Here is a 15,668-nt window from a genome sequence, read left to right as displayed (position 1 = left end):
GCTGCAACGTCAGCAATCTTCGAACGGCAACGTAGCGAAAAGTGTTTCGTCGACTGACGGCGACAGACCAGTCCTGGTCAGTAACAAACCATCGCACCACACACGTTCGACGCGTCCCCACGCACAGGCTGAAGCAGCGTCCGGGAAGAAACCTCGTCCGTGATAGTTGGCGCTCGTGTTGCAGAGCAACGGAATACCCGTCAGCTTTTCGTATTCGACCAGAAGTTGCGCCACCGGATGCTCGGAAGTTCTCGAAATGGTCTGCAATCGGGCAGATCCGTCGAGATGCACGACGGCAGGGATTCTTTCTCGCCATTCCGCGCGCGTCTGATGATCGAACAACATATAGGGATCAGGGCTCCCCGGGCTAAAAATGGTCGGCGCACGATCCTCAAGGCAAATTGGCGCAACGGGACGGAAGTGCTCTCGAAACTTGATGTCGTTGAGATGATCCTTCATTGTGGGCAAAGTCGCGGCGGCCAGAATGCTTCTGCCCCCCAATGCTCGTGGTCCGAGTTCGGCTCGGCCGGCAAGGAAAATGACGGGCTTGCTAGTGGCGAGTATGCTGGCGAGTTCTGCAATGGAGCAAGTAGACGCCGTCCATCCGGGCGGTACTTGGCAACCTTTTAAGGCCGGTCCGCTATATACCGACCACTCCAGCGGCACGAAGCCCTTCTCGACTGCCAGCGCGCAACAAGCGGCGCCAATCGCAGACCCGCTATCGTTGGGAAACGGCGGCACCCAGATTGCGTCGAACAAACCGCTTGCGCGCAGGGCGCTGTTCCATTTGATATTGAGTCCGCATCCGCCGGCGATGCACAGATTTTTCGGCCCCGCAATCGAATGGCGCTGCAGCGCGATACCCATTTCATCAACGAGAAGACGCTCGAGGAATACATGGAACGAGGCGAGTACGTCTTCGGGCGGCTTGGCTTCCAGTCGCAGCGCGCTTGCTTCGAAGAACTCTCCTACAGCCGCTAGTGACGCGTCCGCGCTGTGGATGTTCTCGCGATAAGCTTGCGCACACTCCGTGTCGCCAGCAAAGCGTGCCTGATAAAGCTCGCGAAATACCTCAACGATATCTTCGTCAACGGAGCCCAGCGCGATGTAAGCCATCAGCTTGCCGGCCACACCCAGATCCCACCGGGCGCCGCCCGGCTTCTTATAAGGACCAAAGTGATGACCCGCCGCAGCGTAGATGTGACCTATCACGGGGAACAGGCAGTCAATATGGCGGGCGTGGTGGCGTTCTACATGATAGAGGCGTGGGACGATGCCACCATCCCACACCAAACAGAATGCAGGTTGCCCGCTTTGGGCAAAGGGACTGGTGCAGTACGCGGAGGCCACATGGCCTGACACGTGAGGATAGCTTTTATAAGGAAAGGACTGGCCCCCGACAAGCAGTCCGGAGCCGTCGATCGAAGCGAGAAGATCATCGGCTTGGCGTTCGGCATAAGGGGCCCCTTTCAGGCTGACGGGAATCGACCCACTGAGGACGCGAAACTGCGACTCGACTACTCCGTCCCAGCCGTCGATGACAAACTGGTCGATATCGTGCGCATCGAAACCATGCTCGGCCAATGCGATCGCGATCGCGTCGAGGTCGTCGATTGCCTGATACCGCGGATTGTTGTCTCGCTTTTCCTGCTCCACGCAAAAAACCAGTTTTCCATCCTCGACAAGGGCGATCGCTCCGTCGTGCGTCAGTTTGATCCCACAGATGCGCATAATATCTCCCGGCCTAAGGCTGGTAAGTTGGTCCACACGAAGGCGAAGCCGCGTTTCGAAAACTGGCGAGCAGACAGTCTTCATTCAACGACTGACCGACGCACCTCAAACGATCGATTTCAACCAGCTCTTCTTCCAGGATGGCTATGACCGTCTCGGCTCCGGCAATGTGGCCCCATCGCCGGCAATTGGCGTCATGTGCCGATCCGAAAACCAGCTGTCCACCGGGCGCAAGCATCCGTGCTAAATTGCGGACAGCCGCGCGCACCTCGGCGCTGCCGTCGAGGTAATAAAGAACCTCCGCCACCACGACCAGATCGAACTGTTGCTCAGTCGAAAAATGCTGGACATCGGAGACGATCCAATTGATGTGTGGTGGGTCCATCATCCGTTCGCGTGTCCTGGCAATTGCGTGTGGCACGATATCGATCACGGTGAGCCGTTGGCAGTGCGGTGCCAATATTTCCGTGAAGGCTCCGCCTGCGCATCCGACTTCGAGCGCATTTGTGACGGATCCCTGCGAAAGTGCCATCCGAAGCATTTGCCTGTGGCGCTCCTGCTCAAAGGGATTGCTGTCGAGCCGCCATGGATCGTCTGCGTCCAATTCCCGACGCAGCAATTCGAAGTTCGTTTGATGTGTCAATTCCGCCTACCTTTATGGTGCGCCACTGCAAGTGTCCGGACCTTGGGCCGGGACTGGTGCTCCGTTGGACACCGGCGTGTTGGTACAAGAACTACACGGCGGCCAAACGCTATTGTTTAACGTTCTAGACAAATAGCTCGCGAGCGCTGTTACCTGGTTTCAGATCTTCAGCCACTCATTGGAAGGGCGTCGTTACCGTGACAACGCCCGTGAGGGATGTAGCCGAACCCGACGCTGTTCCCACAATCCGCGCAGCTCCTCGACGAGGGCTTCACGTCGAGTCTGCTCAGGCGTAAATGTATCGAGAAGATGTCCGATTACGGCTTCGCCTTCGATCTGCATCAGCAGATCGAACAACTCATGTGAAATACGCACACTGTCACAGTTGGAGCCGCCGGTGCGAATTTCGCACACCGTCTCCTGACGATCCCGCGCTGTGTGAGCGCGGACTCGATAGAGCGATGCATAGGGCGGCAGTGAAACCGCGAGCGCAGTCCAATGTTCCTGCGTTGCGGGCCGCTTTTTGACGAGGAACGGCCCGACCACAAGTCCATCCAGCTCTGTCGTCAGAAATGTGGCAATCGCGTCTGCAACCGAATCTACGATCGGCTCAGCGTTGTTATTAAAGGAAGTATTGAGCAGAATTGGGATTCCTGTCCGCTTCTTGAACGCATTAATAACCTCCCAATAGGGGGGATTGGTCTTGCGCGATACTGTTTGCAGCCGCGCTGTACCGTCAATGTGCGTGATGGCGCCGAGCAAGGGACGCTTGGAGTCGCGCACGCGAACTACAAAATTCATAAAAGGGAATTCGCAGGTGCGCTCTGGGAGGTCAAAAAATTCGCGCGCATCGTCCTCGAGCACTGATGGCGCGAACGGTCGGTAACCCTCACGCTTTTTGACCATGGCGTTGATCCGGTCCTTGTTTGCCGCCGGCCTGGGATCGGCAAGAATGCTGCGGTTGCCAAGCGCGCGTGGCCCGAACTCCGAACGACCCTGCACCCAGCCGATCACGGCGCCATTGGCCATCCAGTCCGCTGCTCTGCCTGCCACGTCATCACTGCGTTCAACGTCGAGGTGTCCGGCCCACGCATTCAATTCTTGCTCCACGACCAGATCGCTCCCCAGATCGGGCCCCCAATAAACCTCCTGTAATCGCTCACGTGGCGCGGGCCGACCGAAGTCGTTTGACATCATCAGCGCAGCGCCTAATGCGCAACCGGCGTCATGCGCTGCGGGCTGCACGAAGATGTCTTCGAAAAGTCCCGAATACAGCAGCTTACCGTTCATGGTGCAGTTATGAGCTACTCCTCCGGCTATACACAGCCGCTTCATACCGGTGACCTCGCGATGATGGCGGAGAATGTGAAACACGATCCGCTCCAGCGCTTCCTGCAATGAAGCACCCACATCTCGATGCTGCTGTGTGAATGGCATTCCCTTTCGCCGGACCTGGATGCTGCGGAGCAGCGTCGGACCGATGCGGTCCAGGTATACGCGGTACTCACCGTTGGCGGACAGTTGATAGAATTGCTCGAAGAGCCCGCGATAGGGAGCGGGATCCCCATAAGGTGCAAGCCCCATGACCTTGTATTCGTCGAACAAGCCGTAACCGAGATACCGGATTGTTTCGAGATAAAACAGTCCTAGAGAATTATGCTCTGCGAAAGTCGCGAGTTGCGTAATTTCGGTTCCAGATCCGAGCGCCAAGAGCCCTGAGAGGAAATCACCGCCGCCATCGACCGCGAGGATCAGACTTTGGTCGAATCCAGACATCGCAAACGCGCTCACGGCATGCGCCAGATGGTGACTCACGAATGAGACTCGCGAAGGATCGACCTCGGTACCGAATTCCCGCATTAGTAAGTTACGCAGAAACAGCTTGGCATCCACCGGATTGGAGATGTTCGGCTGGGACAGGCACAGGCGTTCGAGCATAACGTTGCAATAGGCCTCGGTAGCGTAAAACGCGATGTGGTCGATATCGCTGAGCTGAATCCCTGCGGATGCGAGGCAGTATTGAATTGAACTGCTCGGGAACTTGTTAGAGTGCTTGATCCGGTTGAGGCGCTCCTCTTCGACGGCCGCTATTACGCGTCCGTCCCGGACAAGCACCGCAGCGCCGTCGTGCAGAAATGTGTTCGGCAGTTCGAGTGAATTTTCATGAACTTTGTCTAGCCCGCCGCTCACTCCTAAGCACAGCATGTTTCTCTCCTTCATCGTGGTAGGAAGCCCCTATTGGCAAGACTCGAACCCCTACCACATAAGTAAGGTAGGGTATCGCTCGCCGCTGCGAACACCGGTCAGACGTCACCAGCCCCAAAGAATCTCGCGTAGGGTCCGTCTGCAAAATGGCGCCGCAATTCATGAAAATTCTGTACCGTTTGGTCCAGGGTCGCGTTTCTTGGCGCTGAAGGATGGCGCGACCAGAAAGCTGAAGCGCTGGAACCCCGAGGAAATCCCCAATCGTTGCCAAACATGCGGCTGGTTCGCGAGGAGGGCTCCCGATGCATGTGATTGATCGACAACTGCTGCAACGTCATTTCCTCGGCTTTGCTCAGTTCTACGACACACTGCATCCAATACCCCGGCACCACGAAGGTGCCAGCAGGTTTGCGAAATTCAATCGGATTTACAAGGAACACTATCCTCCATGCCGTACAATTCGTAAAATCGTTTGTCTTGATGGAACACATCCACACTATGGATAAGTTGGGATCATGCGTTTCAAAGGCCTCGATCTAAATCTCCTCGTCGCGCTCGATGCTCTGATGACCGAGCGTAACCTCACTGCGGCGGCACGCAGCATCAACCTGAGCCAGCCGGCCATGAGCGCGGCCGTCGCCAGGCTACGCGCCTATTTCTGCGACGAACTATTTACGATGAGGGGCCGGGAACTTGTCCCAACACCGCGTGCAGAAGGGCTCGCTGCTCCAGTCCGGGAGGCTCTGGTGCACATCCAGCTCTCCGTTATTTCCCAGGACGTGTTCAACCCAGCCAAATCGGATCGCCGCTTCAGGATCATTCTTTCCGATTTCATGACAGTCGTATTTTTTCGAAAGATCGTGGAGCGTATTGCACGGGAAGCTCCCGCCGTCAGTTTCGAATTGCTGCCACTTGCCGATGACCCCGATGAGGTTCTCCGGCGCGGCGAAGCCGATTTTCTTATCTTGCCGGAATTTTTCATGTCGAGCGCGCACCCTAAAGCGAAGCTGTTCGAGGAGACGCTCGTGTGCGTAGGCTGCCGCACGAACCAGCAGCTATCAGGGCAACTCACATTCGAGAGATATATGTCGATGGGGCACGTTGTGGTCAAGTTCGGGCGGGCGCGGCAGCCCTCCATCGAGGAATGGTTTTTGCTTCAGCACGGTCTCAAGAGACGGGACGAGGTCATCGTGCCGAGCTTTAGCATGATCCCGCCTATGCTATTAAACACTGACCGTATAGGGACGATGCCGTTAAGGCTGGTCAAGTATTTCGAAAAAGCGATGCCTCTGCGGATCGTCGAACTTCCGCTGCCACGTCCCGCATTCACCGAGGCCGTCCAATGGTCTGCCCTTCACAACAGTGATCCGGCAAGCAATTGGATGCTGGAGATAATATTGCAGGAGGCGTCACGCATGATTCCTCCGCCTAAGACCACGCGAAGACCAATCCAGCCAAGTTAGGAAATGGGATCTTTCAGCAAGGTTTTTGCGGCATGGATTTGTGGGGTTTCGGGGGTTTTGTGGCGATATAACGTGTATCGGCACACCGGGCCTCATTCGGCGCGGTGACGGCAAACGCCTGATCGAGCAGGTTCGGCGCGATCGGCAAGCCGTGTGTCAATCTGGTTGTTGCCTTGATTTGCGTTTCTGGTTGCAACGCAACCCCTGCTTGCGACGCGGTCTCTTTATCGGATGTACGCCGAATTGTCGGCAGCGCTGGGCTACCGGTTTCCACGGCTCGCTGAAAAAGCGTCCACGGCATGAAGCGAAAAAAATCCTCTACAAGCACGTGTGCGAGCGCGAGGCGTTGATTATCTGCAAGGCTTCAAACTGCGGCGATTGTGCCGATTTCGCGGATTGCTTCGGGCCAGAATGAAGATCTGACTGTCTAGGTAGGCCAGCGTGCGCGCCCGCGCGAAGTGTGCGGTGAGCGTCGGCTTTGACTACTGAAACGATCGCCATGAACTGCAATGGAGTTCTGCCATAGCCATGCCGGGGACATATTGTCAATCTGTCAGTTGATCTTCCGGCGGCGATTATCGGGATCCGGACTGTGCGAGCAAGGCTTCCACGACGTCCAAGCCTATGCAATCGATCGGGTCCAGCCTGCGCAGCTTGGCGATCAGCCTCAGTGCAACGGCGCGCTCACCGCGCCGCACGCTGATGAACGCGAGCGCCTTCAGTGTGAAGAGCCAGAAGCGGCCCGGACCAGGAATGGTGAAGTCGGTGTCGCCCGGCTGTACCGCACACCAGTCGCTGTCGAGCGATGCCTGCCGGGCGGCAACCGCCAAAGCCTTGGTCGCGACCTCCTGCGCCTCGCCAAGTTCACCCCGGTTCGCATGGAACTTATACAGCAGATAGTAGGGGGGCAGGCAGCGCGGGTACGACAGGACCGCAGTCCACAACGCGGCGGCCACATCGTCGTTGCTGCCGCCGCGGGTTCTCTCGATCAGCTGTAGCACGGGGGAGGGAACATTGCCGCCGAAGAGAACGGTCGATTCGATACCAGTAATGAGATTCATCAATTTGCTCCGATATGATGAGGCGTCCGGCCGCTTTTGCAGCGCTCGGAAGCCGATGTGACGATGGATGTGTTTGTCTACGCGAACCTGAACTGGATGCGATTCCCGCCGCGCGGACACGCCCATTCGAGGTTGTGATGGTCCGTGCACAGAATGCGGCAACTACGGGTCAATGTTCAGCTCAGTGCAGTCGGCGGTGAGGCCGGTCAAGAGCGTCGTTGCGACAGATCCGGCGAGATCCCGGGCCATCGAGGTTGCACCGAGCAGCAGAATCTCGGCGCGGTACTTGTTGACCAGGTCGGTCAGCCCCTTCGTGAACGGTTCGTTGCGATGGCCGGGCGACACAGTGTCGTGAATCACATACGCTTTGTCCGCGCCGAAACTGAACGCCTCACTGGCAAACTGCTCAGGCGGCTCGTCGGTACCGCCGAGCACGGCCACAGCGACACGACTGCCGAGTTTGTCGGCGAGCTTGTGCGCCTCACCGAGCAGCTCCCACGACACGCTATGCACGTGGCCGCGGTCGTGCTCGAGAAAGACCCAGACGCCCTGGTAGGCTTTCAGATGTTCGGGCAGATTGAGGTTACGGCCGGCGGCCCGTTTGACCGGCGCGGCCGGCTTCTTTTCCGAGGCAGCGGGCGAGTTCATGGGGCCCTCTTCATCAACAGGTCCGCCTCCAATGTCGGATGGCGAGCGAATATCTTGTGCACGAGTTTCAGCGACACGTCGCGCAGGCTGGACGCTTTGAAGACCTTTTGCTCCGCGGGCGTGGATACAACGAAGTCGTTGTAGGCCTTCTGCAGTAAGCATCGATAGACGGCGAGCACGGCCGTCGCGTTGTTACGCGGTAGTTCTTTCTGTTGCTCGATATACTGAAAGAAGCGCTTGAGGACGTGCAGGCGGCTCACGTTCACCACCTTCTTGTCGAATGCGATGTCGAAGAATCGCAGGAAATCCTCGGCCGACGACGGGTGACGCAGTTGTTCGATAACTTCTTGCATGTCGTTACTTCTATTGGACAAGTTTGGCCGCCATAACCACACTCACGACACCTTCACCCGCGTGCTGTGGGCTTGGGTCAGGAAGCGGCGCAGATCGCTTGCATTCGGCGCCTGCTTGTACTGCGTGACGAAAGAGCGGATGCGCGCAAGCAGGAGCGGGATGAGCCGCTCCGACACCCTCACGCCTAGAGCGTCGTAGGCCTCACGCACACTTTGAGATCCAGAATGTTTCCCGAGTATCGTCGACCGTTGCCGGCCGAGCTCTGCCGGATCGAATCCCTCGTAGGTCGTGGGGTGCTTCGCGAGGCCGTCGGTGTGAATGCCCGACTCGTGAGTAAAGATGCTCCTACCGATGATGCTCTTGTTGAAGGAAACTGCGCGGCCTGAGGCTTGTTCGACCAGCGACGAAATGTCGGGCAGCGCTCTGGTGTCGACGCCAGTGTCTCGTCGCAGCAGGTGCCGCACGCCCATCACGACTTCTTCCAGCGCTGCATTGCCGGCGCGCTCACCCAACCCGTTGACGGTGGTGCTCGCATGGGTCGCGCCGGCCCCAAGGGAGGCCAGGGTGTTGGCTGTGGCGAGCCCGAGGTCGTCGTGCGCATGGATTTCGATCTCCAGATCGACGGCGACGCGCAGCGCTGCAATGGCGTAGAAGGTCTTAAAGGGGTCCAGGATACCGACAGTGTCGGCAAAGCGCACGCGCTGGGCCCCGTGCTGCTGCGCGCATTGAGCCACTTCTATGAGAAATGAGGGATCCGCGCGCGAGGCGTCTTCCATGCCAAGGGAAATCTTGGGATGGTTTTTCGCTGCCTCGTCGACGACGCGTGCGATCTGCGCCAGGACCCAACTGCGCGACTGCCGCAGCTTGTGTTGCAACTGAATATCCGAAACGGGAACCGAGAGATGAACGATATCGGCATCGCAGCGCAATGCCGCGGTGAGATCCTCGTCCGTGAGGCGCCCCCAAACCATCAGACGGGCGTCGAGGTTCAGGTCGACGATCGCAGCGATGCACGCCATTTCGTCTTCGCCCATGGCAGGAATTCCGATTTCGAGTTCGGCCACGCCGGCTTGCGACAGTGCGGCGGCGATCGCGCATTTTTCCTCGGTGCGAAACGCGACACCGGCGGTCTGCTCGCCGTCACGAAGCGTCGTGTCATTGATGATCGGATTGAGCATGTCAGGTCTCTTGAGTTGTCGGCGATGGATCGCAAGCGTTGTGCCAAGCGAGCATCTACAGTCGGAGCACAATTTGCGGGATGTTGACCGGCACAATGTCGGGTTATGGCGGTGCATCATCCGATTGTTCGTGTCGCGAATGTTACGTTCCGGACAATGCGGCAGCGCTGGAGGTGGCTCGATCGGTTCCATCCGCTAGCGGACAGAATGTCGAACTGATGTCGGTGGCGTCCCGCAGCGTTTTCGGAATTTCCGATAGATCGGCATCCCGATAAGCGTCGCCGACAAGCGGGTCTGGCAATGCCAGCTTCTCGTCGATGCCCGCAAGCCCCGCCGCGATCAGGGCCGCAAAAGCGGGATACGGATTCAGATCCGCACCGCCAATGCGGCACTCAACGCGGACGGCGTCCGAGCCTTCGCCGTAAAGGCGGAAACCGACCGTCCGATTGTCTTGGCTCCATGCGACCTTGGTCGGCGGAAACGTACCGATCTGGAATCGCTTGTAGGAGTTGATGTGGGGCGCCAGAAAGAGGGTGATGTCCTTCGAATATTTCTGCAGGCCCCCAAGGTAATGGTGCATCAGATTGAGACGTTTATATGTGGATGCGGTACGAACGCTTTGCCGCGCGGGCAACGCTTCACAGGGGAATCTTCCTGTCCGTGCAAAATCTGGCGGTGGGCCAGTGCCGAGCTGATTGCGGTAAGGCTCAGAAGCTCCCAGGTTTCACGGAGTCGACGGATGCACAAATCGTTAGTCGGTAAGGGATTTTAGAAACCAACTGCTAGATTCTCAACGGAAAGCACGAGCGTCATCTAGATGCTTTGGGAGTGCGATGGACTCCAGGCATGCCGAGAGCGCGCGCGGGTCCTCGTTGAAGCAGGGAACGATGACATCCACGCCCGGCAGAGTGTCGGAGTCGACCAGGCCGTCCGACAGCGATGACACGTTTGTCGGCTGAGCATAAAGCGTCTGAGTGCTTTTATAGACAGTCGAGAGCAGCGCATAACACGAGACAGCGGCAGTGCTAGTTGCGCCAAGCAGGTTCATAGGGTGTCTGGTTTGTCCGGTGAGGTTGAGGAAGCGATCGGATTGCAAACCCCCGGTCATGCAATGCTGGAATCATGAGGGAAAGCGCCATGAGGGTCTGCTCGCGCCGACTAGCGAGAGTGCATCGTCCCAATTCATCGGGAGGGCATCCGTCGTGCAAGAGCACAATTGCACCCGGCCGGACAGAGGCCAGCACTGCGCTGACAATCGCGTCCACGCCGGGACGAGACCAGTCTCGCGGGTCTACCGACCAGTGGAGGGGCGCCAGACCAGCGCTCGCTGACGTAGTGAACACTGCTTCGGTCCACATGCCATACGGGGCACGCATATACCGCAGCGAAGCATGGGGGCTCGCCATCCTGATGACCTTGCTTGCCGTTAGTATTTCTTGTTGTACTTCGGTGGGTTCGCATCTGGACAGGTCCGGATGAGTCATCGTGTGGTTTGCGACCTCGTGCCCTTCTGCGATCATCCGTCGGATCAGCTTCGGCTGGTCCGCTGCGTACGCACCGATGACGCAGAAAGTAGCTGGCACCCGGTGTTCCGCCAGCACATCGAGGACGTCCGGTGTGCAAAGTGGATTAGGGCCGTCGTCAAACGTCAAATAAACGCTGCGACGTCCGTTGGTGTCAGCGCACTCGCTGCGCGCTTCGGATAAGCAGTGCCTCACAGCTCTGGCCCGTTCCGATCAATTATCGTTCCGGTCGGCCAATCGCTCATTGACCGTCCAATCGGTAAGACGACAATGAGTACGTCCTCGATGCGCGTGGGCGGCGTGTCGAGATGCACTTCTCGAAGGGTCGACCTCACGCGAACTCCAGACACAATAGTCGCCAGACCGTGTCGGCCGAGCAGCCTTGCAATATGTTGCCGCAACGCGTGTCGAACCGTGCCGAAGCCGAATGGAACGTCAAGTTCCTGCAACACGGGATACATCACGCGCATTAAATGAGGGATTCCGAGTCCCTCGAGATCCGGACGTACCGCGTACAATCCTAGTTCGGCCACTAGTAGATCGACTGCGCCAACCTTGATGAAACGACGCAGTGCGCCGACATGAGCCGCTACGCCGCGCGCGTCGTAGCCGATTGCACGGACCTCTGGCCTCGCACCAGCCCAACTGTGATTGCCTTCGAATGGTTTTGCATTAAACGCCCCGGTCGGTCCGTAGGTCTTTTGGAAGAACTCGGACAGTTCGATGTGGTCGGCGAGTCGCAACTCATTTTCCCAAGCCAGCCTCCACCGCACCTGAGAGCGCAGGGAGAGAGGTCCTCTATCTGTGGACACGGCCAAATTCACGACTGCCTCCTATGCGCCGTCCGGCCTTTGAGGGTGGACCTGACGCACGCGAAGGACTTGCTGAGAAAGCGGTGCGATTTCAAGAAATCATCTGCACTCTGGAACAGTGCTGGGATGAAGCCCGAAGAAAAGAGTATTTCCGTCAACGCTTCACGGACCGATTGAACCTCTTCCACGATGGAGATTACATCGACTGCGCGTGCCTTTCGCACCGGATCTACCAAAGACTTCCCCCGCATCTTCCGCACGATCTGACCGCGATTGACACGAGATCCATTTGGCCGGGTCGCTGAAGCATTTGGCACCTGCAATCGGCTGCTCCCGATTTGTCGCGAAGCCCAGCCGAAGTCGAGGGTTGCCTCAACTGTACGAAGGTAAGCGGCCGATATAGAAAGGGTTTGGAGAACTATGCGAAGTTTTGCCGGTAGTAAGCGCCTACGCGACCTGCCAGACGCTTGCCGCGTCGTGTCGGCGCGATCCAGCTTGCCCATGCCGCCGAAGACCGTGGCCGCATTGGACATGTGCCTCGGTTGATGCTCGGCGTACACCTGAGGATTTTTCTCGGAGTCAGGGCAAAGATCGACAACCATCTTGATATGCCCAAATTCTATTTCTCCGGCCCGACGTTTTGCTACAGTATTCATGAGAGCGTCCACGAGAAATTGACTTGAAATTCGGTGCCGTATCCGCCGAGAAAGTTCAGCGAGTTCGGGATCGGCGATTTCCTTCGTCCAGGTGATGAAGCGTCGCCAGTGCTGCTTCATGTGCCCACCGTTATGGCCGCCCATCGGGCCGTACACGCCGCTGTTGCGCCATGCGTGAGCCGGTCACGGACCGACTGCCCGCTCACGCCGAGTTGCCCGGCGGCGAGCTTGCGCTTGATCCTGTGTCCGCGCAACGACAGGGCCGCCGCTCGCGTGCGCGTGTCCCGATGCATGTGAGTGATCGACAACTGCTGCAACGTCATTCCTCGGTTTCGCTCAGTTCTACGACACACTTCATCCGCTACCCCGGCACGACGAAGGCGCCAGCAGGTTTGCGAAATTGAAATGGACTTACCAGGAACACTATCCTCCATGCCGTGCATTTCGTAAAATCGATTGTTTTGATGGAACGCATCCACACTATGGATAAGTTGGGATCATGCGCTTCAAGGGCCTCGATCTAAATCTGCTCGTCGTGCTCGATGCTTTGATGACCGAGCGTAATCTCACCGCGGCGGCACGCAGCAAGGCCCAACTCAACGTCGTTCGCTACGCCGATGACTTTATTGTGACCGGTATGTCGAAAGAAGTGCTCGAATTCGAGGTGCTTCCGGCGGTCAGGCAGTTTATGGCCGCTCAAGGTCTGGAGCGCTCGGAAGAGAAGACCCGGATCACGAACATTGCAGACGGTTTCGATTTCCTTGGCCAGAACGTGCGCAAGTACGACGGCTACCTGCCCAGCGCCTGCCCGCTCAAGGAACGATGTCACCCGGCGACTACCGTCGCATTCGACGATGGGAACATGAGCATATAGTTGAAGCCATGCAGCGTCGGCTAGAGCGCAAGCCTGACGCAATGAACATCCGCAGAAGCACATGTCGAATATGTCTTCGGCACGCTGAAGCACTGGATTGGGGGCCACACACTTCCTGACCCGAACGCTCGGACGGGTCAGCACCGATAGGCTCGGATCTGACGATCTGAAAACAGTTTCCATACGTTCTCGGCCAGTTCAAGAGGAACATTTTGTCGCCCGACACGGAAGCGCTTCTTGTGCCAAATATCCCGCTGCGCCGGGGTGGGCATGCCCGAAGAGGTCGCAAAGATAGATCATCTTCGTCCTATGCTCGGATGCGGCGAGTTATCTCACGGGCACCGAGGCAGAAATCAATGATGGACGACACCTGTAATCGGCTGCACCTGGAGTAGACAAATCGCAGTTGATTTGAGCGACATCAATGGAACTCGCGTTCCTAACGGAATCCACGCAGCGAAATCGCAAAAGCAGAAAATAAGTACATCAAGGCACTACAGTTTCACCGTCCTTCCATGAAAGGGCATTATCTTTTGAAGTCAGCCCGTGAAATTGGGCGCTAGATCGAGGATGATATGCAACACAATGCCCGCAAATCCGAACAAGGTGACGGGGAGCACGGCCCCCACAACGGGGACGTCGTCATGCTGCATATCGCTTCCGTACGCGAAAGGCCTGGCTCAAAGTCCGAGACGGACCACGCGGTCCCTATTGTGCAGTGGCACGAGAGCGTGCTTACCGGCATCTTCGAAATATCGAAGGTACTCACCGCCCCCTACCGGCTCGAAGTCACGTTGGCCAACGTCATCGATCTCCTGCAATCGTTTGTTCAGATGCGACTCGGTATCGTCTCTCTCTTCGACGATGATGGCGTACCGGACATTACCGTTGGCGCGGACTGGAGCGAAGGCAGCGATGAGCACTACCGGATGCGCCTGCCGCAGAAGGCAATTGACCAGATCATGGCGACGGACAGGCCGCTCGTCGCCGAGAACATAGCGGTGCATTCGGGCTTCAGTGCCGCCGACATGGGCGTGCTCGGTGCCTCCGACAACATGCGAGTGTCGTTCATTGGCGTCCCTATTCGCATCGACGCGAAAGTCGTAGGCACGCTGACCATCGACCGCATCCTGGGCTATGAGTCGAACTTCCGGCTCGATTACGACGTGCGGCTGCTTACCATGGTCGCCAACCTGGTGGGGCAGACGGTGAAGCTGCATCGCTTTTTCAAGAGCGACCGCGAGCGACTGATGGCGGGGAAGGACGGGCTGCAAAAGCCATTGTCCGAGCTCAAGCACCCTGCAGGTGAGCGTAAGAAGTTTCAGATCGAGGGGATCATTGGCGACAGCCCGGCGCTGCGCGGGCTGCTCGCGAAGATCGCGGTGGTAGCCGAATCGAACAGCACAGTTCTGTTGCGCGGCGAATCCGGTACCGGGAAGGAGCTGGTCGCCAAGGCCGTTCACGAGCTGTCGCCGCGCGCCAAGCGGCCCTTCATCAAGCTCAATTGCGCGGCGCTCCATGAGACGGTGCTGGAATCCGAATTGTTCGGTCATGAGAAGGGTGCCTTTACCAGCGCCTTCAATTCGCGCAAGGGGCGCTTCGAGCTCGCCGACAAGGGGACGCTGTTTCTGGACGAGATCGGCGAGATCTCGGCCTCGTTCCAGGCAAAGCTGCTGCGCGTCCTGCAGGAGCAAGAATTCGAGCGCGTCGGCAGCAACCAGACCATTAAGGTCGATGTTCGCGTGATTGCCGCCACGAATAAAAACTTGGAAGAGGCGGTGGCAAGGAACGAGTTCCGCGCCGACCTTTATTATCGCCTCTGCGTGGTTCCCTTGCTGTTGCCGCCGTTGCGTGAAAGGCGCAGTGATATTCCGCTCCTCGCCGTTGAGTTTCTCGAGAATTTCAACAGCGAGAACGGCCGTACGCTGACCTTCGATGCGAGCGCGATTGAAGTATTGATGAACTGCGGTTTTCCCGGCAATGTCCGCGAGCTCGAGAATTGCGTGCAGCGGAGCGCGACCTTGGCGCCGGGACCAGCGATCGTGAGAAACGACTTTGCCTGCTGCCACGGCCAGTGCCTGTCCGCGATGCTGTGGAAGAGCCGATCGGACGAAATTGCGCTGCAGCCCGGGCGAATCGTACCAGTGCCCGTGAAGCCGGCTACGCCGCGGGCTGAGGCTGCTACGTCGGGCGCAGTTGCTGCGGTCCAGCCTGTCGGCAGCGAGCGGGCTCCGTTGGCGGCTGGCGGCGCAGTCCTCGGAAGTGATGCGAAGATGACCAACCGCGAGCGTCTCATCGCCGCCATGGAAAGGTCCGGCTGGGTGCAGGCAAAAGCGGCGCGGCTGCTTGGACTGACGCCGCGCCAGATTGGCTACGCGCTGAGGAAATACGGTGTCGAGATCAAGCGTCTCTGAAAGGACTGTCGGACTTGCGGCGTGTCGGGGCCGCGACATCGCGACTGAGGCGAATGGCTCGGAGAAGTCAAATCTGGATTTGGCGCGGACCTTGGCACGATCACGA

At 58.1% G+C, this 15,668-nt stretch carries 14 protein-coding genes and 3 pseudogenes; 4 read left to right on the top strand and 13 right to left on the bottom strand.

The features are described 5' to 3' along the window. Positions 1–9 precede the first annotated feature (9 nt). The 3 genes from nodU to OKW37_RS38000 all read right to left on the bottom strand — a co-directional run bounded on the left by nodU (position 10) and on the right by OKW37_RS38000 (position 4,579). Entirely contained in the window at positions 10–1,731 is a 1,722-nt protein-coding gene (gene nodU / locus OKW37_RS38010) for a nodulation protein NodU (RefSeq protein WP_184038150.1), read from the bottom strand. A 13-nt stretch (positions 1,732–1,744) separates the two neighbouring features. Continuing rightward, the gene (gene nodS, locus OKW37_RS38005; protein WP_184053409.1) at positions 1,745–2,374 is read right to left on the bottom strand and encodes a nodulation methyltransferase NodS; all 630 of its coding nucleotides are present in this window, start codon (positions 2,372–2,374) and stop codon (positions 1,745–1,747) included. A gap of 192 nt (positions 2,375–2,566) precedes the next feature. Beyond that, a complete protein-coding gene (locus OKW37_RS38000; RefSeq protein ID WP_429402227.1) occupies positions 2,567–4,579 on the bottom strand; it encodes a carbamoyltransferase family protein in 2,013 nt (670 codons plus the stop codon). A gap of 515 nt (positions 4,580–5,094) precedes the next feature. On the opposite strand from OKW37_RS38000, the gene OKW37_RS37995 reads away from it, so the two are divergent. Then, the gene (locus OKW37_RS37995; protein WP_184053413.1) at positions 5,095–6,042 is read left to right on the top strand and encodes a LysR family transcriptional regulator; all 948 of its coding nucleotides are present in this window, start codon (positions 5,095–5,097) and stop codon (positions 6,040–6,042) included. A gap of 58 nt (positions 6,043–6,100) precedes the next feature. On the opposite strand, the pseudogene OKW37_RS37990 reads toward OKW37_RS37995, so the two are convergent. After that, positions 6,101–6,288, bottom strand: a pseudogene (locus tag OKW37_RS37990) (IS3-like element ISBvi4 family transposase); the annotation flags it as partial. Between the two features lie 82 nt (positions 6,289–6,370). Between OKW37_RS37990 and OKW37_RS37985 the strand changes: the two are divergent. Continuing rightward, a complete protein-coding gene (locus tag OKW37_RS37985; RefSeq protein ID WP_311541616.1) occupies positions 6,371–6,457 on the top strand; it encodes a nitrogen fixation protein NifQ in 87 nt (28 codons plus the stop codon). Positions 6,458–6,617: 160 nt separating this feature from the next. Here OKW37_RS37985 and OKW37_RS37980 read toward each other — a convergent pair whose 3' ends face one another. From OKW37_RS37980 to OKW37_RS37940, 9 genes and pseudogenes are all read right to left on the bottom strand, one after another. Next, positions 6,618–7,103 carry a hypothetical protein gene (locus OKW37_RS37980; RefSeq protein WP_184053415.1) on the bottom strand — a complete coding sequence of 162 codons (486 nt, stop codon included), beginning with the start codon at positions 7,101–7,103 and terminating at the stop codon, positions 6,618–6,620. A gap of 165 nt (positions 7,104–7,268) precedes the next feature. Then, a pseudogene (locus OKW37_RS37975) lies at positions 7,269–7,751 on the bottom strand (electron transfer flavoprotein subunit alpha/FixB family protein); the annotation flags it as partial. Further along, entirely contained in the window at positions 7,748–8,104 is a 357-nt protein-coding gene (gene nifW / locus OKW37_RS37970) for a nitrogenase-stabilizing/protective protein NifW (protein ID WP_260335095.1), read from the bottom strand. The gene nifW and the pseudogene OKW37_RS37975, both read right to left, overlap by 4 nt. 42 nt (positions 8,105–8,146) lie before the next feature. Beyond that, positions 8,147–9,283, bottom strand: a complete 1,137-nt coding sequence (gene nifV, locus OKW37_RS37965) for a homocitrate synthase (RefSeq protein WP_429402228.1) — start codon at positions 9,281–9,283, stop codon at positions 8,147–8,149. Between the two features lie 142 nt (positions 9,284–9,425). After that, positions 9,426–9,917: a glutamine synthetase gene (locus tag OKW37_RS37960; RefSeq protein ID WP_429402229.1), complete on the bottom strand. Its 492-nt coding sequence runs from the start codon at positions 9,915–9,917 to the stop codon at positions 9,426–9,428. A 156-nt stretch (positions 9,918–10,073) separates the two neighbouring features. After that, on the bottom strand, positions 10,074–10,331 hold the full coding sequence (locus tag OKW37_RS37955) for a hypothetical protein (protein WP_429402549.1): 258 nt from the start codon (positions 10,329–10,331) through the stop codon (positions 10,074–10,076). Continuing rightward, complete coding sequence (gene nodB, locus OKW37_RS37950) at positions 10,309–11,001, bottom strand: chitooligosaccharide deacetylase NodB (protein WP_184053424.1); 693 nt, start codon at positions 10,999–11,001, stop codon at positions 10,309–10,311. Before nodB ends, OKW37_RS37955 begins: the two co-directional genes overlap by 23 nt. Then, the gene (locus OKW37_RS37945; RefSeq protein ID WP_311541613.1) at positions 10,998–11,630 is read right to left on the bottom strand and encodes a NodA family N-acyltransferase; all 633 of its coding nucleotides are present in this window, start codon (positions 11,628–11,630) and stop codon (positions 10,998–11,000) included. Before OKW37_RS37945 ends, nodB begins: the two co-directional genes overlap by 4 nt. After that, a complete protein-coding gene (locus tag OKW37_RS37940; RefSeq protein WP_429402230.1) occupies positions 11,627–12,394 on the bottom strand; it encodes a hypothetical protein in 768 nt (255 codons plus the stop codon). Before OKW37_RS37940 ends, OKW37_RS37945 begins: the two co-directional genes overlap by 4 nt. Positions 12,395–12,773: 379 nt before the next feature. On the opposite strand from OKW37_RS37940, the pseudogene OKW37_RS37935 reads away from it, so the two are divergent. Both OKW37_RS37935 and nifA read left to right on the top strand, forming a co-directional pair. Then, positions 12,774–13,070, top strand: a pseudogene (locus OKW37_RS37935) (reverse transcriptase domain-containing protein); the annotation flags it as partial. 653 nt (positions 13,071–13,723) lie between these two features. Beyond that, positions 13,724–15,562: a nif-specific transcriptional activator NifA gene (gene nifA, locus OKW37_RS37930; protein WP_429402231.1), complete on the top strand. Its 1,839-nt coding sequence runs from the start codon at positions 13,724–13,726 to the stop codon at positions 15,560–15,562. Positions 15,563–15,668: the final 106 nt, after the last annotated feature.

Source organism: Paraburkholderia sp. MM5482-R2 (genome assembly GCF_050436125.1).
GTDB classification, from domain to species: Bacteria; Pseudomonadota; Gammaproteobacteria; order Burkholderiales; family Burkholderiaceae; genus Paraburkholderia; species Paraburkholderia tuberum.
The sequence above is the reverse complement of the archived record's forward strand: the minus strand, read 5'-3'. Positions and strand labels throughout refer to the sequence as shown.